15 protein-coding genes are annotated in these 26,460 nt (G+C 41.4%); 4 read left to right on the top strand and 11 right to left on the bottom strand.

What is annotated here, in order from left to right; translation table 11 throughout:
• Positions 1-245 precede the first annotated feature (245 nt).
• From GVO63_RS18295 to GVO63_RS18270, 6 genes are all read right to left on the bottom strand, one after another.
• A complete protein-coding gene (locus GVO63_RS18295) occupies positions 246-1,235 on the bottom strand; it encodes a hypothetical protein (protein ID WP_159581767.1) in 990 nt (329 codons plus the stop codon).
• Positions 1,141-1,707 (bottom strand): hypothetical protein, encoded by a 567-nt coding sequence (locus GVO63_RS18290; protein WP_159581765.1) that lies wholly within the window; start codon positions 1,705-1,707, stop codon positions 1,141-1,143. Before GVO63_RS18290 ends, GVO63_RS18295 begins: the two co-directional genes overlap by 95 nt.
• A 105-nt stretch (positions 1,708-1,812) precedes the next feature.
• Entirely contained in the window at positions 1,813-3,102 is a 1,290-nt protein-coding gene (locus GVO63_RS18285) for a DUF2235 domain-containing protein (RefSeq protein ID WP_159581763.1), read from the bottom strand.
• Positions 3,103-3,133: 31 nt separating this feature from the next.
• Complete coding sequence (locus GVO63_RS18280) at positions 3,134-4,225, bottom strand: ComEC/Rec2 family competence protein (RefSeq protein ID WP_159581761.1); 1,092 nt, start codon at positions 4,223-4,225, stop codon at positions 3,134-3,136.
• Positions 4,218-5,561, bottom strand: a complete 1,344-nt coding sequence (locus tag GVO63_RS18275) for a hypothetical protein (protein WP_159581759.1) — start codon at positions 5,559-5,561, stop codon at positions 4,218-4,220. Before GVO63_RS18275 ends, GVO63_RS18280 begins: the two co-directional genes overlap by 8 nt.
• Positions 5,558-6,688, bottom strand: a complete 1,131-nt coding sequence (locus tag GVO63_RS18270; RefSeq protein WP_159581757.1) for a caspase family protein — start codon at positions 6,686-6,688, stop codon at positions 5,558-5,560. The genes GVO63_RS18275 and GVO63_RS18270 overlap by 4 nt, the downstream gene beginning before the upstream one ends.
• A 291-nt stretch (positions 6,689-6,979) precedes the next feature.
• Between GVO63_RS18270 and GVO63_RS18265 the strand changes: the two genes are divergently transcribed.
• Genes GVO63_RS18265 through GVO63_RS18255 form a run of 3 tightly spaced genes read left to right on the top strand, consistent with a single transcriptional unit; the run spans position 6,980 to position 18,922 of the window.
• The gene (locus tag GVO63_RS18265) at positions 6,980-9,967 is read left to right on the top strand and encodes a hypothetical protein (protein WP_159581755.1); all 2,988 of its coding nucleotides are present in this window, start codon (positions 6,980-6,982) and stop codon (positions 9,965-9,967) included.
• Between the two features lie 17 nt (positions 9,968-9,984).
• Positions 9,985-13,989 carry a hypothetical protein gene (locus tag GVO63_RS18260; RefSeq protein ID WP_159581753.1) on the top strand — a complete coding sequence of 1,335 codons (4,005 nt, stop codon included), beginning with the start codon at positions 9,985-9,987 and terminating at the stop codon, positions 13,987-13,989.
• 1 nt (position 13,990) lies between these two features.
• Positions 13,991-18,922, top strand: a complete 4,932-nt coding sequence (locus tag GVO63_RS18255) for a hypothetical protein (protein WP_159581751.1) — start codon at positions 13,991-13,993, stop codon at positions 18,920-18,922.
• Between the two features lie 329 nt (positions 18,923-19,251).
• On the opposite strand, the gene GVO63_RS18250 is transcribed toward GVO63_RS18255, so the two are convergent.
• Both GVO63_RS18250 and GVO63_RS18245 read right to left on the bottom strand, forming a co-directional pair.
• Positions 19,252-19,782 (bottom strand): N-acetylmuramoyl-L-alanine amidase, encoded by a 531-nt coding sequence (locus GVO63_RS18250; protein ID WP_159581749.1) that lies wholly within the window; start codon positions 19,780-19,782, stop codon positions 19,252-19,254.
• Between the two features lie 354 nt (positions 19,783-20,136).
• Entirely contained in the window at positions 20,137-21,225 is a 1,089-nt protein-coding gene (locus GVO63_RS18245; protein ID WP_159581747.1) for a hypothetical protein, read from the bottom strand.
• A 372-nt stretch (positions 21,226-21,597) separates the two neighbouring features.
• Between GVO63_RS18245 and GVO63_RS18240 the strand changes: the two genes are divergently transcribed.
• The gene (locus GVO63_RS18240) at positions 21,598-22,884 is read left to right on the top strand and encodes a site-specific integrase (protein ID WP_159581745.1); all 1,287 of its coding nucleotides are present in this window, start codon (positions 21,598-21,600) and stop codon (positions 22,882-22,884) included.
• Positions 22,885-22,912: 28 nt separating this feature from the next.
• Here GVO63_RS18240 and GVO63_RS18235 read toward each other — a convergent pair whose 3' ends face one another.
• The 3 genes from GVO63_RS18235 to GVO63_RS18225 form a co-directional block, all read right to left on the bottom strand.
• Entirely contained in the window at positions 22,913-23,755 is an 843-nt protein-coding gene (locus tag GVO63_RS18235) for a hypothetical protein (protein WP_159581743.1), read from the bottom strand.
• A gap of 11 nt (positions 23,756-23,766) precedes the next feature.
• Positions 23,767-24,438 carry a hypothetical protein gene (locus GVO63_RS18230; RefSeq protein WP_159581741.1) on the bottom strand — a complete coding sequence of 224 codons (672 nt, stop codon included), beginning with the start codon at positions 24,436-24,438 and terminating at the stop codon, positions 23,767-23,769.
• Positions 24,439-24,676: 238 nt separating this feature from the next.
• Entirely contained in the window at positions 24,677-25,828 is a 1,152-nt protein-coding gene (locus GVO63_RS18225; RefSeq protein ID WP_159581739.1) for a GGDEF domain-containing protein, read from the bottom strand.
• Between the last annotated feature and the right edge of the window lie 632 nt (positions 25,829-26,460).

The raw sequence follows: 26,460 nt of genomic DNA, 5'->3' as shown, positions 1-26,460 counted from the left end.
GTTCGTGTCTATTTTAGCTTCTTATAATCAGTAGGTTATAAGTGAAAATCTAACTTTGCAAATTCTTTGCATGGTATATGCATGTTCTTGCTGATTAGGAACTTTCATTTTATCTGATATTAAACAAACTTTTCCTCACGCCAGACTCACTAGTCACTAAACTGTATCAATTTCCCAGGTAATTATTGTTCGCTGTTAATTAGAAGACTATATCTATCCAAACTAACAATAGTTTACAGCACTCATTAATTTTCTGAAGAATGTTTATCAAAATCAAAGTTAATGAAAGAATTTCTGAGAGTTAAAATGGATAAGCACTTAAATAGTTCTCCGCCAATAAGAATTTCCTTGCAGGAAATTGTGCTTGAGTTATTGGGAGTATTATAAGTATCTAGATAAAACCAATAACCGGCTTCGGTAAAAAAGGAAAATTCATTGGCTGGGCCACTGCCACTGCTTTTGTCTAATTGTTTAAATTCACCATATAAAACTGAATTTTGCGAGCCTTGATTTAAGAGCTTTTGAACTACATCATCAAAGTTTATGTTGGAAACTTGTTCTTCATGAGTAATTAATATTAGTGAATTGTATGAAGTAGCTTTAATCAAGCTTTCTATACCTTGTCCTTTTCCATAGACATTAACTATATGAGTTTGCATCCATGCTTTCATATTAATTTCTGTAAAAGTAAAGTAATCTCCAAAGTCGATTATTGAATTATTCAGAGTATTAAATTTATGTATTCGGGATTTAGTGATTACAGAAGCTGTTGCTGAAATGCTACATTTATCACAGGTTAGTGAGGTAACTATCGAGTTTTGAATAACTAGATGAATATCAGAATCGAGTTTTAAGTCCTTAATATATGCATCTGTTATGGTAACTGTAACGCCATCAAGTTTTCCTGCAACATCAAGTATCTCCAAGGCTGCTAAAACAATAGACGGATCATCATCTTCCAGTAAGAACAAGAGAGTGTTGTGTAAGTCTCCAGATAACCTTCCAGAAGATAATATGTTCGCTAAGACTAGAACCTCAGATTGGTTAAGGCTGGGGTAAAGCTTAGTATTGATAGAGTCTAAATAAATTGTGTCGCTACTAGAAACTTTATCGCCATGTAAAATGAAGAAGTAACGACGATCACTCCACTTGGGATATATAGCAACTCGATCTCTTGTTAATCTGGCCCTTAGGTTTGCTACGACATCTAAAGAGAACAATTCGTTCTGCTTCACTAATTGTTTGCTTTTCGATCGCTCCTAATTGCTTTTCCATTACATCGTTTTGTTTAATCAATATTAAGCTAGCAAAGATACCGCACAACGCGACGGTACATCCCACTATAGTTCGAAAAACTATAAGTCGCAAAGACCAAGACGTATATATGGCAATTCCATTTCGCAAGGCATTACTGGCTTTTTCCCCTTGCTGAGAATCTCCTAAAACAGGTATTGTCTTAATAGTGTCTGCAAGGTCAGTTAATACATCGCTAAGAGATTGACGTTTCGTACCTAAAACAAACTCCAAGATTTTCTGTTGGTAAACGATAAGCAAACCAATAAATACAATTATAACAAGGAATATAACGCCTAGGAAAATAAGGTGTTCTTTTAGTGCTTTGTATAATTGCTCAATGCCAAATGAGTACCCGAAAATGCCGACAATAATACCTATAGTGAGCAGCAGTAGCGCGTAGCTGAATCTCATTAATTATTCCCTTTCTTAATCAATCCAACTGGTCAATAATGATTGAAAGACGTTAATCCCAACGACAGATTACAAAAGTCTTAGGGTGGTCTGATATAGCTGATATTATTTATTTAATATATCGTTGAGGAGTTGATCTATTTGAGCTAATTCTTGACCGCTCAAAATATGGCTGCCTTGCTCAAGCCATATCGATTTACAGTATTCTAGGGGATCTTCTAAAGAATTTAGAAAATCAATTACATTTTTAGGCCTGTAATCGTTTTTCAGTTCATTGTGAACAGGTTTACCATTTTGCCCAACTTTAGAAGAATCTGTAAACATTAGCTTGAGAGCTGATATAGCGATGTCTTGATTACAGGATGTAGGCCTTCCTGAAATCGGCCGTAGACCAAGTTTAAATCTAACAAGATCCAGTACTCGGTAGAATATGCTTTTAGATCTGTAAAGCCGATCTTGCGGGTAACAACGGTAGTATTTCAAATAAGTATGATCAAATTCTATACCTAATTTTTCTGCTGCTTCTACCATAAATTTCAAGCTACAATTTGCCAGCCCATCTTTCACATAGCCCCCTCCAACATTAGAGTGCACGCCAGCAAACCACCTTTGTGTAAGTCGTTGTGAATGATTATAATTTGTCCAAATTTCGGGCTTGAAATCAGCTCTACGTTCATCGATTGCAATTGCATGATAAACATTTTTGACGCATGTTGGAGCCTCTTCAGATACGAAATAGCGCTTTCGTCCAATATTAAGCATTTTTGAGCCCAATGCCACCACGGTATCCCATACACCTAACATTTTTATAGAGACTTGATTCAAGTTGCCAATTCTGTCTTTATTTGGCTTATTATCATTTGTTGGATTGTTTATAGAATTAATAACATCTACAGCTGCCTTTTTTCCTTTTGTTTTGATATACGTTCTGAAAAGGATTGGGATGTAATAAGCATCATTTTTATTTGGAAGACCTCCAAGCCAAGAAATGAAATTGCATAATGCACAAGCTGTGGCAGCGCCCCGACTAAAACCAAAAACATATACTTCATCTGATTCTTTCTCGTTTTGCCCTGGAACATAATTGTGGACCAGAAAGGTTATAGCTTCTTCAATGTTGCTCTCGAATCCTGCACCCCAACCACCGCCTAGATATTTATCGAAAGTTTTCAGCATCCAATTGGCCGGACCCGGATAAGTCGTACTGCTTCCAACGCCAGAATCGTAGTAAACGATTTGGGTAATATCGTTAGTGAGATCATATGGTTTAATTGCACGGGCTATTTTGAGAACATTCGTTGGCTTTAATACGTTATCACCACTGTCTCGTTTTGATTCTGTGTACGTATTGTTCCAGGTTCCATCCAAACAAAGGATCATTCTTTTTTTATTCATCAAATTATTCCTTTTAATCTGTGAAAAGCAGTTAAAGTGTTATTGTTAGATATCCATTTTTAACTTGAGTAGGAAAAACTACGGAATATTTGTACTTATCCCGGTAATAAGCTTTTTCCCAATGTTTGTTATATTTAGTCTTGTAATTAAAATAAAATGTGAGGCCCGGCTCGCTGAACTTAATGATGCGTGCTATGGCTATATCACTTGGGTGCTCGAAATAATTACCATTGGAAGATATCAGGAAGCGCTTACATTCGATCAGGTCAAGTAAATCCTTTGAAACATTGCCCTTGCTGGCGTGGTGTGGGATTTTGATTGCATCCAATTTAAAGGGAGAATCTTTACGTGCGCCAATTGAGGTTAGGCTTGCTATCAATAAGTCAACGTGAGCGTCACCGCCGAACAAAACTCGTTTGCCACAATACTCCAAAATAAACGCAATACTTGACCCATTAGGTATTGTCTTATCGGGTTCAAAAGGAGTGTCTGCAAGACTCTTAACATCGAGTGTGGCAAACGCTTCCACATTTTCATCCCGTGTGTTGTTTTCCTCTACTCCAAAGCCCGGTTTTAACCCGGCTTTTTTGCACTCCAATTCCCATGTATTCTTCATTGCTGTTAGTTTTTCGGAGTCGGGTGAAAGTAGCTGAATGTTTAATCCTGATATTGAGATAGGATCGGGTGCGTTTTCAAACTTAACGGCACTACCGCCAAACTTTTCATTCCACGGCCACCCTTTTAAAAGGATTGAACGACTGAAACTTTCCCCCATTTTTACTGAAAAGCTCTCTAGTTCATTTTTTTGAGGCCGAGAAACAATCTCATCATTTAAATGTGCAAAAGTATTAAACCATACCTCTTTTACCAAAAGGTTCAGGTCTTGGTCCTGAAGCATCTCTTGAACACCATCAATATGATCACGGTCGACATGGGTAACAACGAGTAGTTCTAGTTGTTTTATTTTTTTTTCTTCAAGAGTTTGTTTTAACGCATTTCTGTAAGTCCACGCTCTGCCACCATCGATAAGAACATATTTTCTATTATTTTTTTCACCGTACTCAATAAGTAAACAGTCCCCTTCTTTGGCTGGCAACATTGAAATTTGCAAGGGCTCAGTCATGCTCAAACTCCACAAAGGCACCTTTTGATGATTGAGTTTTTGCCACCTGTATTAAACTGAAGGTATTTGTTGTGTCGGTTTTTGTTGCAATTTTTTCCAGGTGTACAATACAGTTGGCCGCCGAAGAATATCCCTCACCCTCATTCGCAAAGTGATACATTACCTCTAGTAATAGTTCCAGTCCGAAAGAGAAATAAGGTAAACCACGTTGATATGCGGTCATCGCTGCATCGTACGCCTTGTCTCTATCGCCTACATTAAAGTAAGTGTACAATGCTGCCTGTAAAATTGCTCCGTCGGGTAACCAGGTAAAATAGGGGTTAGTAGACAAATTATTAATCCAATGGAACCAATCCTCTTTTTTGGGACCAAGCGGAACTTTTTCACGACTGAAGCTCTGGAATAGTACATAGCCTGCGAGAGCAGCGGACATTGGTGAATCGAATTTATTGAATAGCATGATCTTTGCTCCCAACAGGTTCGCAGCTTGAAATCTAGCCCCTTGATGCAAGTAACCTAGTGCGCTATTAATCATAGGGTGTTGCATAGAAATACTGACTTCAAAACCTGATTTTTGTGGAGAAAGTAAAACTTCAGTTGTAATATTTTCCGCTCCATACTTCCAAGGGTATGGAATAGTCATCCACCGAATGTCTGATTCAGTCTTGACAATTAAAATCGGTCTATCATTGCAAGATTCGAGCGAGAGCAACTTCGCGACCTCATCGTCAATAATAAACAGAAGAGCACCTTCCATATTACTTTGGGGCTCTAGTGGATCTGGTAAAAGGTGCAAATTAAAATCAGGTTGTTCTTCTAGAGCTATTAGTTGACTACAATACTCAAACTGGTTTTGGGCTTCAGACATTAAGACTGACAAACTAACCAAATATACTTCCGGAGGCGCAGAAACTTTTTCTGAGAGCGGGGAAGCATCAGATGTAAAAACTAAAGGTTGGTTGCCTCTTACTTGGCTTTGCCATGCCAATTCTTTATGTTTGCCTTTGGAGGGCAGGTCAATTTTTAAAGGCTTTCCTTCAGAGCCATCATAGCTGAAAGTCTTATTGATAATATCTCCATCAGGAAGATGCAATTGAAGTAAATAATCCCTTTTTTCAAGTCCACCGGGCAATTCCATATCATGAAATGATTTGTCTTCATTGTCCTGAATAGCTAATGACATATCAGTGACAAATTTTCTTTTGCCATTGTTTTCACTATCTAATTGGTATAATGCACCACGCAAACTTACATCTGCTTCTGCGTATTTTTTTGTTACATTAGTGGATGTTCGAATTGCATACTTCATTGGCGTAGTAAACATTTTTTGTCTCATAGCAAAACTTCCACATTTACACATTTATAAGGTGGTGTTATCAATATGGCTTGTTTCTTTCCAGTACTCATATCCACCTTCGCCAGAAAATCGTACTGGCCCGGCTTTTTATAGATTTGCCATATTTCGGGTAAAGGGTGCGTACGTTGCTCTAAGAGATTCCCTTCTCTGTAGCATTCCATTATTGCCCGATAATTATCCTCTCCGTCGTTGCATGACATTAGAATCAAAACATCTGGTTCATCCTTGAGAACATGAAAATCGAATTCGCTGAATTGAGCTTGAATGAGCAGGTCGTGAGTGCTATGCATGGTATTTAGGAAGTACTGAATGGCTTGATTTAATAACCCTGTAGATACTCGCCATTTATCATCAGCGCCGCGATCATGGCTGCCGATCCCTCGTAAACAGTTAATTAATGCTTCGGTGAAGTAACTAATGCTATTTCGTTTGCCATATGCCATTCCGCCTTCGACTGTTGCGTAAAAAATTGCAGGCTCAACAAATCCGTCGTGTTGACGATTAATATTTGCAGCAATCAACGGATGTCCCTTCGATTCTGTATCCGTAGCAATTTCTGCTGTATTTCGACAGGCATCGATAAAATACAGTTGACGACTTGCGGCACATCGTCGCATTCCTCTTACGAATCCCTTGAAATCTATTGCTCCATCCATTGGATTATATTTGTCACTGTTGTAGTCAGCTAGCAACAATGATTGGCTACTAATACCATTTGATACGCCATGCCCACAAAAATAAAAGAAAGTGAGGTCTTGTACGTTACTATCAGCTCTTCTAATCCATTTTGAAACTGCGTCTTTTACATTGTTTGAATTTGGTTGTTTCGGTATCACTGGCTGCGGGATGGAAATATGTTTGAACTCTTTGGGACTGTCTTCGGAAATTAATAATGAGAGAGATGCCAAAGGGTAAGGTTGCTCAGAGCCTAGATTACAATCCAGCAGCCACGTTGCAATTTCTCGGGCAGAATGAGATGGGGAACTCAAATCATCCAGAATATCACCTGCATTTGGGTAGGCTCCAATACCTATAATAATAGCGTGCATAACCGGACTGTCTGAGTCGATCAAATTTCTATTTTCATAAATCAAATACTCATCCATATGACCTCCTTATCGAATCTCATTTATATTGGCACGCTGGTACGACCAGATTCATCCGTAGTAAAAAAGCAGGAAATAATATTATTTTTGTGCAAATAATAACCAAGATAGGCTTTTTTGTGATTTATGCAAGCAGTTCTTTAATTTTGATTTATTGAAACGTTAATTATTTATTATCTCATTCGCGATTTACTAATTATTATATAAATCAATTTCTTAGATTGGATATCCTTCAAAAAATTCAAATTGTCAATTCAGCAGTAATTGGTCCGCGTAATTTAGGGAAAAAAAATGTGGAACTTACAAAATGACCAACTCAGCGGGCCAGGACTCGGTGATGAAAGCTTGAGATTAGATCTGTTAGCCGATGGTAGATTAGGTATTAAGGCTGGTACTTTTTTGCCGTTTCTCAGAGATGATGACTTGGTAAAAGCATTTTTTGATAAAGATGTATTCATTCAAGCAGGTGAAAACAATTCTATAAACATTGAAATTCTTGCTCAATGTAACTTAAAGCTCCAGCTGAGCCCTGTATTGCCTTTAACACCAACTAGTGACAAATGGGTAACATGGAGTGATTCTTCATCACAAGATCTTGTTCTTACAATTACTCACCAATGGAGCAATATCGAACAACTCAATATACCTTCTGACACAGAGTTGTTGCAGTCTGTTTTTGAACACATACAAAACTTGGCACCTGATCTTCAATGGAGTGCCCCCCCTGAATTTGTTACTGACATTTTTAAACGAGATTTTATGGATGTCGGCAATATTAGACCTGAGGTAGCTAATTTCACATTTAAGCTAGGAAAACCTAGTTGGGAACAGGGAAAACTCAAATTCGAAAATGCGGAGGCGGATTTGGTGGTTGGTTCTGAAACATTGTCTCTTGCAATTGAAACTCTTGAACTCGATATGCAGACGATGAAATTCTCAAGTGGTAATGAAGAGTTGCGCTGTCGTCTCAATGAGAAAAAAACACTGCATCTTGGTAGCTACGTGAGCGTAGTGATAAATGCTGGCAGCGTAATTAAACTGACACCCGCTGCCTCAGGTGCAAAGCTGAGTTGGGAAAATGATGGTTCAAAACCGATTATGTCGATTTACATGCCTGGTACCCAAGGTGAAGATCCTGAAGGTAAAGAGGATCGATTCATTCTTGACTGTAATTCTCCCGGCACCTCAGGTGCCGCATTTGAAATCAGCCCTAATGGTTTGACTGCGTCCGCCGTTTGCAGACCTATGACTCTGCCATTAAAGGGCAGCGACGGTGAACTTAAGGTGCAGGTTCAGGAAGGTAGCTTAAAGTTTGTCGAAGGCCGCTACAATGCAAGTATTTCAGCCCGAGCATCATTGCCCTTTTTGGAAGGCGCGGATGGTTTGCTGCAGGTAATGGCATCGTCTGTTCCGGGTGAAAAGCCATTCTTGGCAACCTGGCAAATGCAAATGGCGGAGGTTTGGCAAGATCCGACGGGGTATCTTCAAATTGAAAACCCAAAAGCATCGGTGACAATCGAACATACCAATGGGAAGTGGGATTTAGACGGCGCCGTAGGTGGACGATTGCGCGTACTCAATGGAGCGAAATTACTTGGAGACGCAGGTGAATGGTTAGAGGATTTTCTGGAAGACTTTAATCTTGAATTTGATGATTTACAACTGTCTGAACTGACCTCACTATCAAGGCCCGATTCCAAGGATGATTCTAAATCAAAACCAGCGTCGATCACGCTCAAACCTATCGGTCTTCCGGATGAACTACGTTTGTGGAAGATGTTTCGTTTTAAACTTTCCTCATACCAGTTATTTAGCGATGGCTCGTTTGGATTTGGTGGTTTGATAGGCTTTGAGCACGGTGGTACTCGATTCAGTGGCACGTTGCCGCGATTAAAAGTGAACTGTGAAGGAGGACTTAAAATCTCTCGGGTTGAGGGCGAGGCCTTGTCCATTGAAGGACAACTAACGACGCCTGGAGGTGTATGCGCCCGAATGAGTTTAATCCAGGTTGAGGATGAATTGGTATCCGAATTGCAGGGGCAGGGTTCACTCGTGATGCCAGGCTTCCCTGCGATCGGTGTCAACTGTTCAATTGGGCGCAGAAAAGATGACAACCCTGTGCTGATGCTTTATGTGGAAGGCGATTTTCCGATCACCCTATATCCCGGCATTGTCATGCGCAAAACAGGTGTGGGATTTGGCGTTAACAAAGTTCTCAAGGGAACGAGCGGTGTGCAACCTGAAGCACTAATCCCAACATTGATTTCAAACCCCGCTGGATTGCCAAATCCGGCTCTACCCGACGGGTGGGAAGTTAGCAAAGAAGATGACACTGACGTTTCTTTCGCAGCCCAAACCTATCTAGCGCCAACCGCCCGGGGTAATGGGCCATTCCCTTACATCGGTCGAGCGACAATGTTTGTTAGGCCTACAAACGGGTTTGTAGTCCTTTTTGCTAGCAATTTGTGGGTTTTTACATCACTTGAAGATGCTGGGACCGAGGCTTTTCAAAGAAATCCTGCGATGAAGGGGGTCGCTGCGTTGTTTCCTCGGCACGGCTACTTTGAGCTAATGGTGCGCACAGAACGCTCTCCGCGAATGACAAAACCTTTGCAGATTGTACAAAAAGCATTTGAGATTGGCTCTGGTGAATTTTACATGAAGGCGTCGCGCGATGTGTTTGTATATCGAGCGGGACCCATGCGTGTTGAAACGAGTTTAGCCGGGATTAATTTCAAAGGAAGTTTGCTTTACGCTGTCCATGTAAGTGGTGACCAAGCAGTTGCACTCAAACAATTGAGTCTTGCAGCTAATACAAGTAAAAGCTGTGGTGCCAGTTTAAAGTTCGGCCCTTTGAGAGTTTCAGCCGGGTTTAATTTATCTTTTGCTCTAAAACTTGAAGCTTTAGCAACAGGTATCGTGCACAAAACATACGGACCTATTTTGTACGCTCGTGCCCATGTCCTGGTTGCCTTTGCAATTGAGGCGTGGGTAAAGCTGGTTTTCAGTCTCACTATCAAGCTATGGCGATTCAAAAAACGCATTCGCTGGTCAAAAAGCTTTAGTACGACGCTGCGATTGAGTGCCCAGATTGATCTTGAAGTAGCTGTCTCTGCCAACTCGGCGTTGTATGGCCGGACACAAGTCAAGATGCGCTTATTTGGCTATCAATTCAAACCTGTAGTAGAAATCGGCAATAGAAATGCCAGAGGTTTGACGACCGCCAGACATATTACAAACCAAATTGTATATCCGAAAAGCTTGCCCGCTTATCACTAGAATTGGAAAATAAAACGATGACCGAACGCTATCGATTGATTTGCCGCAGCTTGCCTGACGATAATAACAAGAAGCGGGCCCTACTGTTGCGCGATCCTACACCATCCGGATCTATTGACCCAGTCCACTTTCTCCGAAGACCCCCGCCTGAAATGACTAGCCGCGGTGACATGCCAAAACAGTGGCTACCTGATTGGCGTTATCAATTCGCAATGCCCGATTCTAATGCTTTGAATAATCTTCGTTACACCAGAGTTTCAGTCGAGCGGAACGAGGCTGAGCGGGTAATAGAGTTTGAGTGGTCGGTAGCGAATCCCTTACGAAATGCGAAGATACGTTTTTTTGAATCATTTGATATGGTTATGGATGAAAGTAGCAGTGCACAAGAAAAAATTGATGTAACTGCGTCATTTTCAATTGATGCCACTGCACAGCCAAACTCAGTCCTCAATGATCAGGGTGATTCAGTGAGCGAGCATACAGAGGATAATTCTGTTGACGTAGGTAGCCCAGGGATATCGGCTTTGCTTGAAGTCTTTTGGTCTGATTTGGATTTAGTTGAGCTGGCAGAACTGGGACTAGAGCCGGATGGGAGTCCAGGTGCCATAACACTGGCTGTTCTTTCCGGTATGGTATTTGATTTGGATGGCAAACTAAACGCTGCTGCAGATTTACCCGCGAGACTTGAGGAATTTGCGCCAGGTGACTCTAATAGTTACCACGAGTTACATGAAGAACACAGTGAGATTAATCTTGACGTTCTTGCGCCTATAGACCAGATGGACTCTCTACCATTGCCATTGCTCATCGATCAATCAAGGTCAGGCTGTCGTATTCGCGTGGATTGGGATAAGGTTATTTCAGAAAATTTGGATCCTGGCCTTAAAGAATGGAAAGACTATTGTTCGAAAGATACATCAAATGATTTAGTAACAAAAAACATTGAAGACTATACACTAGTACTGTATCGGTCCGTAGGACTAGTAGCAAACGGAACAGAAGAAGAATTAGGCCGTTTCCCTCCAGTAGTTGAATTTTTAGAGGATCACAAACAGGTAGAACCAGACACAGGCATGTTGCCATACCCAAAAGAGGAAAAATGGCGACAAGCTAACGAAGGTGTTTTTGATGCCTTAGGCGAAACGCGTTACTCAGGAGAACGGCTGCATTATCGACTAGAGTTAAGGAACGTTGTTGATCAAATTGTCGCCACAGGTACCATTGCAGAAGACCGGTTACGACTCGATCCACCTCCTCCCCCTTCACATGCACAAGTCTGTATCAACAAAAACAATCAAATTTCATTTGAAATTGAAGTTCCAGAAGGCGAAGAAGCATTGGTGGAACCCTATGTTCTATTTCAAATACGCCCACTGGACGCTTGTGGCTTTTATGGCACTGATGATGATTTGTCATTGGAGGAAGGCTTAAGACAGGCCGATCTGAACTTTCACGAAGACACTGGAATCCAAAACTATAGTGGTGATTGGTCTGAGCACCCGGCCTTTCAATCGATGCAGGGGAAATACCAAAATTTTAGTTTAAATGAGCTTGATATTGGTGGTGAAACTAACTGGCAGATTTTAGTTAAGTCTAAAGAAGGCAACGATGAAAACGAAGTCTGGCAAGATGTTGACAAAATCAATGAGCAAGGTAGATACAGAGTTGTTGTTTCTGGAATTCCTTTACCGGAATTAAATGATGGAAGTAAGCTTTGTGGGTTCCGCTTTTATGCAGGGCTTCGAAGGATAAGTGGCAACGACAAACGTATGCCCCAGAGTCAAGTAGTACTCTGCGCCCATTTCCTCGCGAAGACCGAGCCAGGTAATACAAGTAAAGACGTTAGACAGCGCGTTTTTCAATTGGAACGATTGCCCGAAGTAAAAGGATCGAGACGTTGGATTGAGAAAATGTCGGCTTTTTTAGTCGATAATGGTCGTATTTTATCCCAACCTCGAAGACAGCCTTCGATGGGCTCAGAAGACGAATATAAGTTAAGAATGCCATACAAAGTCCGCGTAAGCATCGACGGAGCGTCGGCATCGCTTGGTGCAAGTGGTGGTTTTCGAATCTATGCTCGCGATATATTAGGAGATAATGATCGCCGTGAATTCACTCCAATAGGTGAGTTTGAGGCGGTCTCAATACCTATTTATCGTTATCGACCTTACCAGTTTGACGGTCGAAAAGATCTTGTTGCTAATGCAATTTCGGTGAACTGGGACGTCACACAGGCTGGAGCAAGCTCAGAAGAAGCTGATAAAATTTTCCAAAGCTTTGCCGAAAAGTTGAGTTCTCGTTCCGGAGCACATTCTGCATTGGGGCGATTAGTAAGCGAGCCCGGATTAAATCTCAATGCTGGGGCAAAACCTGACGAAATACCATCTCGTGTTAATGCGAAAGAACTGAAATATGCAACCGCAATGACACGCAACTTGAGTGAAGCACTCAAGAAAATAGATGAGAAAGTTTATTCTCTAGAAAGCCTTGCAACATATGTAACTTCGAACGCTAAAAAAGATGAAATAAGTCAGTTGCTACGAGGCAGCTGGCCGCTTTTAGGTCCATTCCTCGGTTGGGCTGCAGAATCAGGATTTGCGCGAGATTTGATACTGCCTTTTAGTGTCAATAAAATACATCACATCAAACAATGGATTACAGAGTTCACCGATAACTTCCCATTTGGTAATGTGCGTGTGTTCGTCACAAAATTCACACCGCCAGCAGCGCAAGCTTTATCTAGAGAGGCTGTTGATAATGACTTAATTTTGGCTACCGTCCGAATACTAGTCGTTCCCAATGAGGATGAGCTGTTAAAAGCTGTTTCTGACAAAGGCTTACGCTCGGCGCTTAAGATTGCGCTCAGCGGAGAGAATAAACCTGAATTGAGAATTTTCCAGGAAAAAGAAGAAATTCCTGAATGGCTTGTTCTTGATACCAGTGGTTGGGCGTCATTACTTTGGGATGGGATCCAGGACAAATGGCATCACAGACTTGAGTTCGCTGCAGAGCGACTGGACAGATATGAAAGAGCCCACGCGTTTTTCAACATGGCTTCTAGCTCAGTCTTAAGTCCGGTTTCTTTTGATACCCCAGATTCAAAAATATCTTTGGAAGTGCCTCGTCGAGAACCACCGCCACCAGCGCCTGGGATTATGGCCGCTAACGACCCCGTTCGCGTGAAGTTTAATGTGACAGACAGTGTTGAGCGAGAAGAAAGTACCCACAATGCATTGGTTCGTATGCGTTATGGCGACGTAGTGCTGAAAACAAGGCTGCTTTGCCAGTTCCCATGGACAGAAATCTACGCGGCAGCGCTCGAAGCGTGGCCATTTCAACCTTATAAGCATGAATCACCGACAGTCACTAAGCCTAGCGCTGGGCAACTTCACAGTTGGGCAGATTGGAATGGGACGGACGAAATTGAAGAGCCTTATGCGCCATACTTTCTGGTTTACCGGCGAGAAGTACGTTGGCAAGCCGATGACGAAGAGGGTGAGGTCTCTCATGCTAGTTGGCAACGACGACCAGCAGCAATGTATGTAAAAGAGAATACAGCTTACTGGAGACTTGATGGTGTCAATTTAAACTGGCAACTGCGGCTGCCAATTGTTTGTCTAAGACACCTTTTAAGTGATGAAGAATCGCAACACCCAGATGCCAAGTACGCGTTGGATAACGGTAAACCAGTAGGTAACCTTCCAGACTTGCAAACTAAATATATGGTTTACAGGAAATTCAATGGAAGCTCCGCATTCAATAAATTTGTAGAATTGACGGGCCCGGGATTCGAATCACCGTTATCGGGGAGCGGCAGCCCTTATGGCTATAAACTGCAATTTGGAACGCCACTAGAAAATGGCGTAGAACTTAGCTCAAAACTTGCTATCAAGCAAGATTTTTGGGAAATCGCATTCACGTCTGAACAATTCAGTCCATATTCACCAAAAGACGCGCAATGGTTTCTCTTGATAAGCCGAGACGATATGCATATGGAAATGGAAATTAAGGTGGAGGACTGACATGGAACCCAAATACTTCAAATTGAAACTTCAAGGCACGAGTACAGGCTTTGATGGACTCGCCAATGTTTCAGGAATTCAGATTGATGAAGAACAACTCCCCTATGGCCCATTAGAACTCGATTTGTCAAATTCTGGCATTCCAGATGACCATCCAACTCGAAAGTTTAAACATGCTTTTTACGTCCAACACCATACCACTCAACAATACGTATCAAAGGTCGTAATCACGGTTCCGGCAGGCGAATTTCTATGGGAATATGCGAATGCTGATATTTATTTACCAGTTGAACTCCGCTTTACAAAAAGCACCTGGCAATGGCGGCTGCTAAAAAGTGCACCAGATAATAATGGCAAAAATCTTTTGTGGGAGTTTGCCGACCAATTGAGAGATTTAATTGGATCCTCAGATTCAGGCAAAGTACCTTTCTTGGAAATACCGGATTTGGATGCAGTACGAATTGTCGGTGGCTCAATGTTGCCTGGTTCAGGGAGTGAACAAGAGTGGCGAGCAGTTAAAATGGATGAACCTAAAGACTACGGAATTACCCTGCAAACTCTTAATGGTTGGGTGGGAATTCGAACACCTGATGGTGGTCTAAGAATCAACTTATCGACTGTCCAGGTAAGTCGCTACGATATTGGCAAGTGCAAAATTACTTTAAAGGAAGAAGACAAACATCGCACCCACCCTGAGTCAAGTGTCAAAGTTAGGTTCAAACTGGATTTTAATGGCGAAGAAAATGAAGTCAGAAAAGAGGCAATGATTAGCAATGTAGAACTTGCAAATGGACGGCAAAAGACGATTTCAATGGATGTGGGTTGGTCTCACACTGATGAAGATCAAGCGTCTCCATCAGATCAAGCATCAGGCTCACCGAGTTTATGGATTGGCGCACAGCAAACTTGGCTCAATTTGACTAATCCCGTCAACAATATTGTTCTGGGAACTGAGTCGCGTCGTTGGCATCTCAGTGCGGCATTATCTGCATTTGATGACATCGCAATTCACTGTTTGCTTGATCAAGCGGGTGAAAAGCAATTGGAGCTAAAATTTGATCAAAGTGGCGGCCTAGTTTCGGCGGAGCTCATCATAACCGACCCTGTTTTTGAATTTGCATGTGACAAGGTTAGCGTAATCAGCAGTGATGCATTGGCAAGTCCCAACCACCCACCATGTCTAGCAATAGGAGAAACGGAGCGTTTACGCTTTCTAGCCAAAGTTGTAACAAAGAACGAAAGCGACATGATTAAATTCAGAGTCAAAGATAAAACTCCGATGCTTGAGCTTCATCCTCTCAATGCTGATTCAGCGTTACACTACAATCAATTGTGGTTAAAACCTGGTTTTCCTGTGGTAGCTCCACTGGAGTGGGCGGTTAACGATTTACAAAGCAATCGTTCAGTAAGCTCGCTCAGAGCACTGGTTCCAGTTGAAGCGCCATGTTGGCTCGACCTCAGTAAAGGGTTGCCTGAGTGGCACCTCAATGCGGATAAAGCCAAGTTTCCCAACAATATTGTTGGGTCAACGTTCCTGCCACTTACCCAATATTCGACGATAGGGCAATGCCTCGAATGGCGCATTGTTTCGAATAGCGAAATAGTGGTTTTAGAACGATTCGCAAACCCACATCTGGACCAACAATTTGGCGCCACTCTGATCAACAAAAAGGGTTCAGATGCTAAAAGTAACATTGCCCCTGAACATGTTGCGATTCAAAAAAGGTATGTGGTAGACCCTAGTCAAACGATGCTTGGTATTCAAGATTTCATCGAAAACAATTCGTTTGAATACGAGCCAACCGAACTCGGCGATAACGAAGTTACCAGCATTTCCTATAGTTATGATCAAACCCGGAATAATGTGTTTTTTACTTGTCAGGTGCTCAAAGATGGCGACGACTCTTTGCGCTCATCAGTTCTGTTAAGGCAACAGCTTGAGGAGGGATTGAAGGAAGTTGCATTGTCCCTTAAGCCAATAGCTGTGACCAACAAGAAGACGGTTCGATTCCAATTACTTGGTCTAGGTGCCACTTCAGAGTCGTTATTACCTTTTCACAGTGCATTGCAGGGAAAGGTAATTAATATCCCAATTGATATCGGTGACAACGCAATAGACCTTGATGGGTCTGCGAGCTTACCAGCTCAATGGCTTCATGATCAGGTGCTATCTCCAGATCAGGCACTCAATTTCGAAGGATTTAAAGGTATTGAATCTCGTAATATTACCTTGGAGCCAAGCGAAATAAACAGAACATTGACGTTGAAGAAATTAGTTTATTGGTTTCAAATTGAAGGCGTTGCGTTTTCAATTCAGTCGGAAGATAAGCTCACTATCTACCTCGGTGACGAACCGAATCGCCCTCTACTTGAGGGACCCAGCGGCAACTACGCAATGATTCATCTAAATGAGACCAAAGACCAATTGGTCTTTGTGAAAATACATAAATTGGCGCCGGAGTTACTTGCCGAAGAACATTTGCTTCCAAAGCGTAAACTGATTTTAAGGCAGTCTGATCCGCAACTAAATCTATGGGAGAATTCGCAGCAACACAAACACCTGACGTTTGCCATATCAAAGTACGGTTACGATTTACCCGACCAAGATAACGCTTATTTTCAGGCTGGCGTGTACCATGTGGCGTGGGCAAATGAATGCTACCGCGGTGATATAAAAACTCCCCTAAATGGCACAGGTATTGTGCTTGGTGGATTGACTCGTATTTTTATGCGCTTGGAACGAGATGTAGAGAGTGGCGATTTAGTTGTTGCTGAAGGTATGGTCGGTTGGCGATGCCCAACTTTGCCAGGTGGATTTGAGAATACCGGACGTGCCAGAGCAACATTTTATGCTAGAAAATCCAAAGGTTGGCATATATTACGTCTTTCAGGGAATTGGCATCACAATCAGCAAGATGTCGAAGTAGCTTTAGTAAGGCATAGCTTTAATATCAAATGGTCGCATGATTCGGGCATATGCAATATCCAAAACCCCAGTGAAGATGTTTGGGGTATTGTAGGCAGAGGCCCATTAACTAAGCGAGTATTCGCCTATCAGACCATCGGTTTAACAAATAATGACGTTGAGTTTGGCGGAAAAGTCAAAACCCATGAGTTGGAATCTAAACCGATCAACCTTGTAGAAGTACGCTCGCTACCTACGAACATTACGAGACCTGCGGTCTCTTTTGGCGTGGTCGATTCATATACTCTTCGTTGGTCGTTAAAAGACAAAAACGATCTCAGAGAGTGGATTGATCCCATAGCAATTCTAGAAGATTTTAACGCCTTGAGAGACGACTTGTTGCCAGGTAATTCAATCGCACCGGCGGGAACAGCGCACTGTAAATGGGGTGATACCGAATATGAGATAGCAGTCACGGAATCCGAGGAACATGGTGACTTGTTATGTCCGGTCGTAAAAATAGAAGAGCCCGGCAAGTCCGTTGATCAGCGCGCAAAAATTTGGCTGTTTACTGAAAAAGAAGGCGATGAAATGGCTGTGCCGCCAGGCTTTGTTGAATTTGCCAATCAAAAGGATGACCAAGCGGCAATGGTTAGAACAGCCGAACAAATTCTGGCATATATTGGTTGGCGCAAACCCGCAATTCTGGAAACATGGGTCGACGAAAATGACGAACAAGACAATAAAAAATCTACTGGTCCCCGTTGGTCATTAATTGATCCACCGTTGTTAAATATACATACTTCGCTGGAGTATTTTACCACCGCAATTGCTAGCGGATATTCAGAACCAATCCACAGAGACTCTGCTCTTGTACCATTGAGCGATGAAATGAATATCGGTAGTGTAGAGCAGGCCACGCTAGAAATCCTTGAAAATGAGTCTGAAAAATCCAGGTCATCCATACCAGCCAAGTTAGAAGCTACTCATAGTCTGAAAGGAGTTAATGTGCGTCGATGGATCCCCTTTGACGTTAACCAACTGCGCGAACAATTCCCAGGTAGCCCCTGGCCTTCATGGACAGAAATACCCCTTAATCCAGATTCAAAACCTTTTCGAACCGTTTCAAATACAACCAGTATTTGTGTTGACTTCGCGAGTCCACGCCCTGGTGAACTGATGGGAATTTCATTGGAATCTGCCAATGGGAATCAAATTGCAGGGATGATCAGTAGAAGCCAGCGCTCTAGAGCAGTCGTCGAAATAAACTCAAAGGTAGATACCTCCAATGGCGTTACATGGTGGGTTGAACCTCCCATCCCGAAACTGAGTTTACCTCAAGTTTTAGAGCCACCAGTATTTGCCTTATTAGCTGGACGTCCCGGTGCAATTAAATTGAGAGTAAATGAAAGTTGGCCACTGCGGTGGATTGCAAATGGAGATCTTGATGCATCGAATTTGCGTGTTGTCGTTAGAATTGAGGCACTCAGTGGAGAAGAGCCTGGAGAAATTGAAGTAAAATATGGCGATGACGTATTCATTAAACCAATCACTCCATCATCTAAGCAATATTTAGTGCTGCCTCCATCATCGCATGGAGAGATACTTTATATCCGGTTGATGCAGACATCGGAAAAAGACGCTGAGTGGAATATTGTTTTTGATGTTCATGCTATTGACCAACCCTCAAATGAATTTGAAATCAGGGTTGGTGAACAGGTTGCTAGCCCTAATCCCGATCATCAGGTTGCTAATCAACTCAATGAACCGTTCAATTTAGTTAATTCCAGTAAAGCTGACGATATGCCATTGAGAAGGCCTCATACAGTAGCAATTTTGTCCAGCAATAGGCTGATGGCCTATGGTCCCTGGCAAATGGCATATACACCACAATTAGCTGAAGATAATAATTCTATCTTTTGGCGAGCTGAAAGCCAATGGAACGAAAAGATTCTGGAAAAATATGAAATTCTTTGCATAGCACCTGATGGTTCAGAATCATGGAGTGATGCGATTTTGCAAGATTAACTTTCCGCTCTATCATTTTACGTTTTATATTTAAGGAAACGGTTTAGCGTTAGAAAGTAAATAATTACGAAGGAATAGAAACAGACTAACGCACTACTCTGCATCTTGGTGGCGAAGTCAAAGCGAGTCTTAAATTGTCTGAATCGAGAATTTATTGTGGATGCTTGTGAAGATATATATTGGATATTACTCATTTCCGATTCATGAGAGCAGACACGGCTAAATGTTTATGCCAAGAAGTAATAATTCTTCATAATTTTAAAAATGAACCAATCGTTCAGAGAGACAGAATTCCGAAATACCTTGGTTTACATCCAAATTGCTTAACTTCAAATGTTCTTAGCAATCGCCTCGATACCTTTAACGTATGCATCAACAAGCTCGTCGTATTTACTCATTGCTCTATCAAAGTCATTGTTATTATCAATAAAAAATGGCTCAGCTATCAAACATGTTGCATTAGTGCTCTTAAGCAAATAGCCCCCTCTGTCTTCACTTGTCTTGGCTTTAGTACCGCGGTCACTTAAACCTAATGCTGAAACTAGATGGTCATTGAGAATTTGAGCCGCAATCTTACCTTTAACAGACTTGTGATAGTAGAGTACTTCAGTTCCTGATGCTTTTGTATCAAACGCATTGCAGTGAAGGCTGACAATAAAATCCGGCTCTAATTCATTCAAATCTTTTGGAAGGGAATCATATGTTCTTCGATAGACCCGCTGGATTTTCACTTGTTTAGCGCGCTTTTCTATCTCCAGTGATAGCTCTTCGTTAAACGAAAATTCTGTTTTTCCTGATGAAAGATTTTGTGCGCCTGGTGAGTTTTTTTTGTGACCAATTACGACTGCAACGAGTTTCATATTTATTTCCTTAAAATTTAGATTCCGTATTTCCTTGTAGAAAACCTTAAACTAATAGTTGTTAACGCTATAGGTAGGTTTAACTATTCATCCTGTCAGCGCTGCGTAAATTGTAATTGGCAAGTAGTAGTACATGAGAAACTGGAACAGTGAAGTTTTATATCTGGTGCTTTGTCATCCCAATACAAACAAATATGCCTTGGGTCCCGTCCAGTGTTTGGGATTGCATCGGCTGTTTTAAGAGCCTGTTGCCATTCGTTTTCGTGAAGTTTTTCAGTTCTGCGAATACTGTGGCCATATTTGTTCCCTGCACCATAAGAATATACCAAGCGACTATGGTCAAGTTCGAAGGAGTTAACTACCATTTGTGAGCGCATTTTTCCCCCATGATGAGGGACAACCGCAGAAACAATGTCGCGACTGTTGGAATCTGGAATTTTGTTGTAGCTGCAGTCGACTGTTGGAATCTGGAATTTTGTTGTAGCTGCAGTCACCCGTGAACAACATTTTTTGGTCCCCCGAGTTATTCTTGGCATACATGGCGAGGCCACTATGATTTCGCCCTCGACCAGTACATTTCACAATTTCGAATCCGTTTTTGCTAATTTTCTGCAGGTTATCCGGCCAGAAATTCAATGTTCCATGTGAGTTTATTTCGAGAAGAAATTTCTTGTGTACATGCCCCCATTGCTGCCGGGGAACAATCCAGTCCATTGTCTTAGCTTCTTTACACCGTTGCGCAGAAGACCAGTGATCCCAATCCAGATGAGATAACACAATAGTCGGTTTTTTGTTAAAACAAAAATCTCTTAGCTTGCTGGGGTATGTATGTGTATTCCCCAATACACCCCCACCTAGATCAAAGTAAACGAAAGGGGATGCCTCACCGTCCTGCTTCGTTAATAACGCATTACAATTACCTTGCCCAACATCATAGATTGCACAAGCATCAGGAATCTTATTCGATAGAAGACCATCTATCACTTCTTCTGAGGCATCACTAATATCATTTAATTGGGTGGATTCTGTTAGCCTATTGCTCAGTTTTGAGTCAACCTCTCTGACGCTTTTTAAAAATTGAATTTGTGGCGGAGAGAATAGATTCCAATAATGCTCAAACGGTTTACCTATTGCTAATGGTGAGAACCGGAACTCGAACCATAGTCCTTCGCAGACGCCATCTTTTATAAATGACTCTTCTCCCGGTTGAAAAGTAAACTCGGCAATAGTCACAGAAATATTAGTTAGTTCACTGTCTGGGATCGGATACGATGTGTTACGAATACTCACTTTATCAAACATATCAGCATCGATACATTCAAGTGTTAGCCACCACGAGTCAGATTGGGACCGAGCTTCAGGTTCAATTTCCGTCACATAGCCATAAACTCTTGAGGGCAAATCCCAGTACGAGTTGTCTGGATTATAACTGAGAATATCCATTTACGTTCTTCCTTATAATCTACGTCCATTTTTTTAATTAAGTTGCCAGACAAAAAATTAAATTTGATTTGGATTCTATGAGATATTTGAATCGTTTGTTCAATGTAAAGCCTATAAAGTTCGTGCGCAAGTTCTGAGTTGAATAAAATTTAATCACACGAGCTGACCAATATTCAGCATTTACAAAAGTAATTTTTAGTCAAAAGTTATTTTTAAATTTACGAAAAAGACACGGTAAATCTATTCAGGTTTTGTTCATGTTAATGTGTATTAACATAACCTAAAAATATCCATATAAAACAGGTAGCTATTGTCACTAGGCCATATATACTCGGAGTAGGCGCATTATTTTTTCTTTGCAAATGAGTATTTATGGCTAAGCAGTTAGCAAGACACGACATCGACGACACGCTCTACGTTTTCCTGCAAGATAACAGCAAAAAGTGGTACGCCCGTTTTCAGCTTTTCGGGAAATGGCACTGCAAATCAACTAAACAAGTTGATAAAGAAGAAGCTGTAGCGGCGGCTAGATTGCTACGCATGGAGTGGAAAATAAAAGCGGAAACAGGAACTCTCACAACAAGCAAGCGTTTCCGTGATGTAGCTGCGAAGAGTATTCTAGCTATGGAACATGAGCTTGCGCACGGCGGCGGTAAAGTTAGCTACAAAGACTACATAGGAGCTTTGAAAAAGTATCATATTCCATTTTTCGACCGCACGTATATCACTTCTATTGACCAAGACAAGCTCAAAGAGTTCGACATTTGGCGAATACAAAAGGCTGGAAAGGTTCTTAACAAGTCTACTCTACTAAATCATAACGCTGCGCTACAGATGGTGTTTAAAGCTGCGGTCGAAAACCAATGGATGTTGCCAGTTCAGGTTCCAGTATTAAGTAACAAAGGAGAGCAGGGGGCTAGACGTGCTGCTTTTAGTGAAATTGAATATGAGAAGGTCGTTGAAACTCTTGAAATTATGCGAGACAACAGCCGCAAGGAAAAGACTAGGCAAATAAGGGAATTGTTACTTGATTATGCTGACGTGGTTGTCAATACAGGTATTCGACCCGGCACTGAAATGGAAGAACTGACTTGGGCTGACATCTTAATGACAAGACAAGAGCACCAAGTCATTTTTAAAATTAAGGTACGAAAAGGCAAGACCACGAAACATACTGGCACCAGAACAGTTGTGTGCAAAGATGAGTTTGTATTCCCCCTAATGAACTTAATGGAGCGCTTCCCTAATCGCCGACCGTCTGACAAGATATTTTTACTAGCTGACGGTTCAAGTACCAATGAACTAGGTAGAACCTTCGTATCAGCACTAGAGGAAGCAGAACTAAAGACCAGCCCAGATGGACCTAGAACACTCTATTCGCTGCGCCATACTTACATAACTTGGCAATTACTTAGCCGAACTTTAAGAGTTGATGTACTTGCTCGACAATGCGGTACTAGCATTGCGATGATAGAGCAACACTACAGTCATGTCGTACCTAGTATGTTTGAGCAGGAGCTATCCGGAGTAACGTTCGAAAATAAAGAAGAAAGGGCAAAAAGCAAACGTGCGCTCGCACGAGGATTGAAAACTAAAGAGCTACTTACACAGCGTTTCAAAGCTTGGGAGGCTGAATATAGAAAGCGTGGATGTATCTAGAGTTACACTGAGCTAGTACAACTGAGCTTTAAATATCTGATACTTTGGACTTGTAGCTTTCTAATTTTCTAGCACTGCCAATATCTAACTCAAATTTCATTTTTTCTGGGTAATGTCGTGCAGAGTCTAAGGCTGGCTCCATTGGACCATAGTAAACAATGTTCAGCTTACCTGCCGTGTACTGAATAAGCATGAGTTCATCTGCTAAATTGGCTGTAGAAGCTGAGATTGCAACAAATCCATTTACCTGAGCTGTTGCTTTTACACTTATAGTTTTGCCGTGCTTTGATATTACGTCAAAACCATGCTGATTAGCTCTAGAAGCTAATGCACCACCAACTTTTAGTGCACAATAAAATTCACCGATTCGACCTATTAAATGTCGTACTTCGGTAGCTTTAACTCCAAACTCTTCAATCTCTAATTTAATCAGAGCGTAATATTGTTCATAAAGCTCCTTAATTTTATCAATACTTATCGAATTAAGTTGGGTATTCACATGCAACTTGGTATCGGTATTTGATGTGTTATCAGGTCTAAATTTATTCTCTATCTTGTTGTGATGTATTGAGGAGTCATTCTTTGTGGAAAAAAGTTTATATATCTTCGAAGCGAAGTCAGGATGAATGTCTATTTGATGAAGCTTGTACCAACTAGGGTACTGTTCAAGCAGATCACATGCTTTTTTCCATGAACTCACCTTTATCTGACGCTGTTTAGAGGACGGTAAGCTATCGCTTTCAGATAGCAATTCTGTCAAGGCTTCTGAACTTGTTTGTATGTGGTATTTCCTCAAACCATCAGTACCTCGAGTACCTATAAGTGATAAGGTTTCTCCCTCACCACCAAGCTTCAAAATAACTTCTTGCACAAGCCTACCGTTCAGTTAATTGTTGTCTTTATGATGAGGCTACCAAGTTGCCTCGTATTAATTGGATTCCCCGCGCCGTTGAGGATACTGATGTTGAGTTGCTTCGCTAGCTCGCGAAGTATCGGCTTAGCTGGTGTGAGTACTTTGTTATCTCTTTCGACTTCTATTGTTCCGTTTTCCAACTCTTTGATTGTGTAGTCTGAAATTTGAATAGATTTTAATACACTGATATTACTGTTTGGCTTTTTGATGCTTATAAGTTTTGAAAGTGATATTGCCAACTTCCCACTGGTACCGCGCGTTTCGCGCATCAAACTTTCAGCAACTCCTTTTTCTTCATTCAGGAGAGTTTCGATTTGCATCTCTTCAGTGTTGATTCTTAGAATAATAATGCGGTCAACGGATATCAGTGTGTTGGGGTTGAACGCTATATGCCCACTAGAACCCATCACAGCCGTCGTTTTGACGGATATTCTCTCGCCGTTAGCACCGACGACATCATAGCCTTGTTGATTCACTTCTGTAGCCATTTGCCCGTTTGTAATAAGTGCGGCATAAAGTTCACCGATTCGGCCAATTAAATGCCTAAGTTCAGTAGGAGGCACGCCCCAGGTTAATTCTCGCTCGAACCAAGACATAGCTTCTCCCAGCGACTGAATTATTTGCATTTGAGTTAAAGCCATTGCTCTTCCTTAAGAATAATATGCTGGCCCAGTAACTGAGCTTTGATGCATTCTAAAATAGCTAGATTTGCTTTTATTATTCCACAAATTTAGATAGGAGAGGGTACATTCGGTCTTTAAATTGAAGCATGTAGCTATCTCTCACACCTCTTGAACCGCTAGGGTGGGGTAAGTATATGACATGAGTGAAACCGTATGGTGATCGCTCGATAATCGAAAATAACGTGTTTCGGCTTCACTACTTGTCTATAACCACTCTGTTTCTGCCGGACTGTTTAGCGCTGTATAAATTTTTGTCAGCCCTTTTAAGCGTCTCTTCCCAACTGTGATCATCATTGTTAGCTATTGTTCCACCAATACTCACCGTGACAGACATCATATGGTCATTACCCTTGATTGCTAAGTTATTAACAGCAGACCGAATTCGTTCGGTGGTATTTTTTAAACTAACTGAGTCTATATTTGGAAGAAGTAAAACAAACTCCTCCCCTCCAAATCTGCAACAAAAGTCATAGTCTCTAACTTCGTCGGCCACACAACTCGTAACAGCCTTAAGTGCTAGATCTCCAGATAAATGCCCGTAGGTGTCATTCAAAACTTTAAAGTGATCAATATCAAACACACAGATACCAAGGGGGTGATTAAGTCTCTTGAATCGAGAGAACTCTTTATCAGCTTTAATTGCAAGGCCTCTCCTATTAGACCAGCCAGTCAAATAATCAGTAAGCATTGAGTCTCTGAGTGCTAATTCTTTTTTCCAAGTGACTATGTGATTGAAACCTATAGTCAGCAAAAAGATAAAGGCAATTATTACGAATGAGCCTGCGGTTTGCAGGTAATCATTACCAAATAGGCTTAACCGCTCGTCGCTAATGGCTATAACAAAGAGTCTTATGATCATTAGAGCTGCAAAAATAATAAGCGTAATGAGCAAAGGCCAGAAGGAATGTGAGTCTTTGCGATATAAATTCTTGAACAGCAAAAAGGATGACAATAGGTCAAGCAAAATGATGATAGGGCTAAATACGAAAAAGCGAACTTCAACGGAATTGGCGACCGCAGGCACTGCGTGTAAAGCTACTGATAAGATAAATATACCACTTACCAATAAAGGAATGGGCCTTGTATATAGATAAACGTAAACGCCATTTAAAATGGCCGCGTGCGCCGCGTAAAAAGATGCATTTGCAATTACCGGAGATATCGCCTTTTCAGAGTCGAATATATTCAGACACAAAGCGACAATGTTTGATAGAGCGAATAAAACACCAGCATTTAGCCAATACTTTATGTATTTCTCGTCGGGGCTGGATAAATACGTTAGCCCCATATTCAGTGTCATAATGAGACTTGCAAGGAGGGTACATGAGATAAGTGTTATTAAATCCATTTAAAATCTAGAACTTTGAGTAAAGCGGCGAATTCAGATTTTGTAAGTCTATAGTGATAGCAACACTCTTCAAACAATAATATACAAGTATTTTTGCACATTTAGAGATGAGTTGTATTGCTAGCCTAAAGCTCTTACTGTCTTTCGACAATACGCTTTGTTTACCTAAAGTGTGCTAAAAACTGCAATTTACACGTCTCCGCCGAAAGACAGCCTCACTCCCTGAGTTCTTCAACAACCATTTTAACCGGACGTGTAAGGTTTGACTGATGCACACATATCTAAGAACACATAGCGATACAGATAAATAACTAAAATTTTAGGTAACGTTAATGACGATTAACGCAAACTAAACCAAATGTTATCGAGCCTTAACTTTAGTGTTTAAAGAGCTTGTTACGCGGATATGCTGAACCAGAGAAGTGACAGCTTCTTTGGTACAAACCTTCTTCCAGACACAAAAAAAACGACTCAAAGCTTCGTTTCAGTATCTACTTCTAAAAGAAGAAGATGGGACTAGTGGGCGGACTTTGATTGGACCGACACTCGGCCGACACGCTCGCGTGGCGATTTGCTGAACTTCAGACACAAAAAAACCGACTCGAAGGTCGGTTTTAGTATCTACTTCTACG

The organism is Alteromonas sp. KUL106 (assembly GCF_009811415.1).
Classification (GTDB): Bacteria; Pseudomonadota; Gammaproteobacteria; order Enterobacterales; family Alteromonadaceae; genus Alteromonas.
Note: the sequence above shows the minus strand (reverse complement) of the source record. Positions and strands in the feature narration are given on the sequence as shown.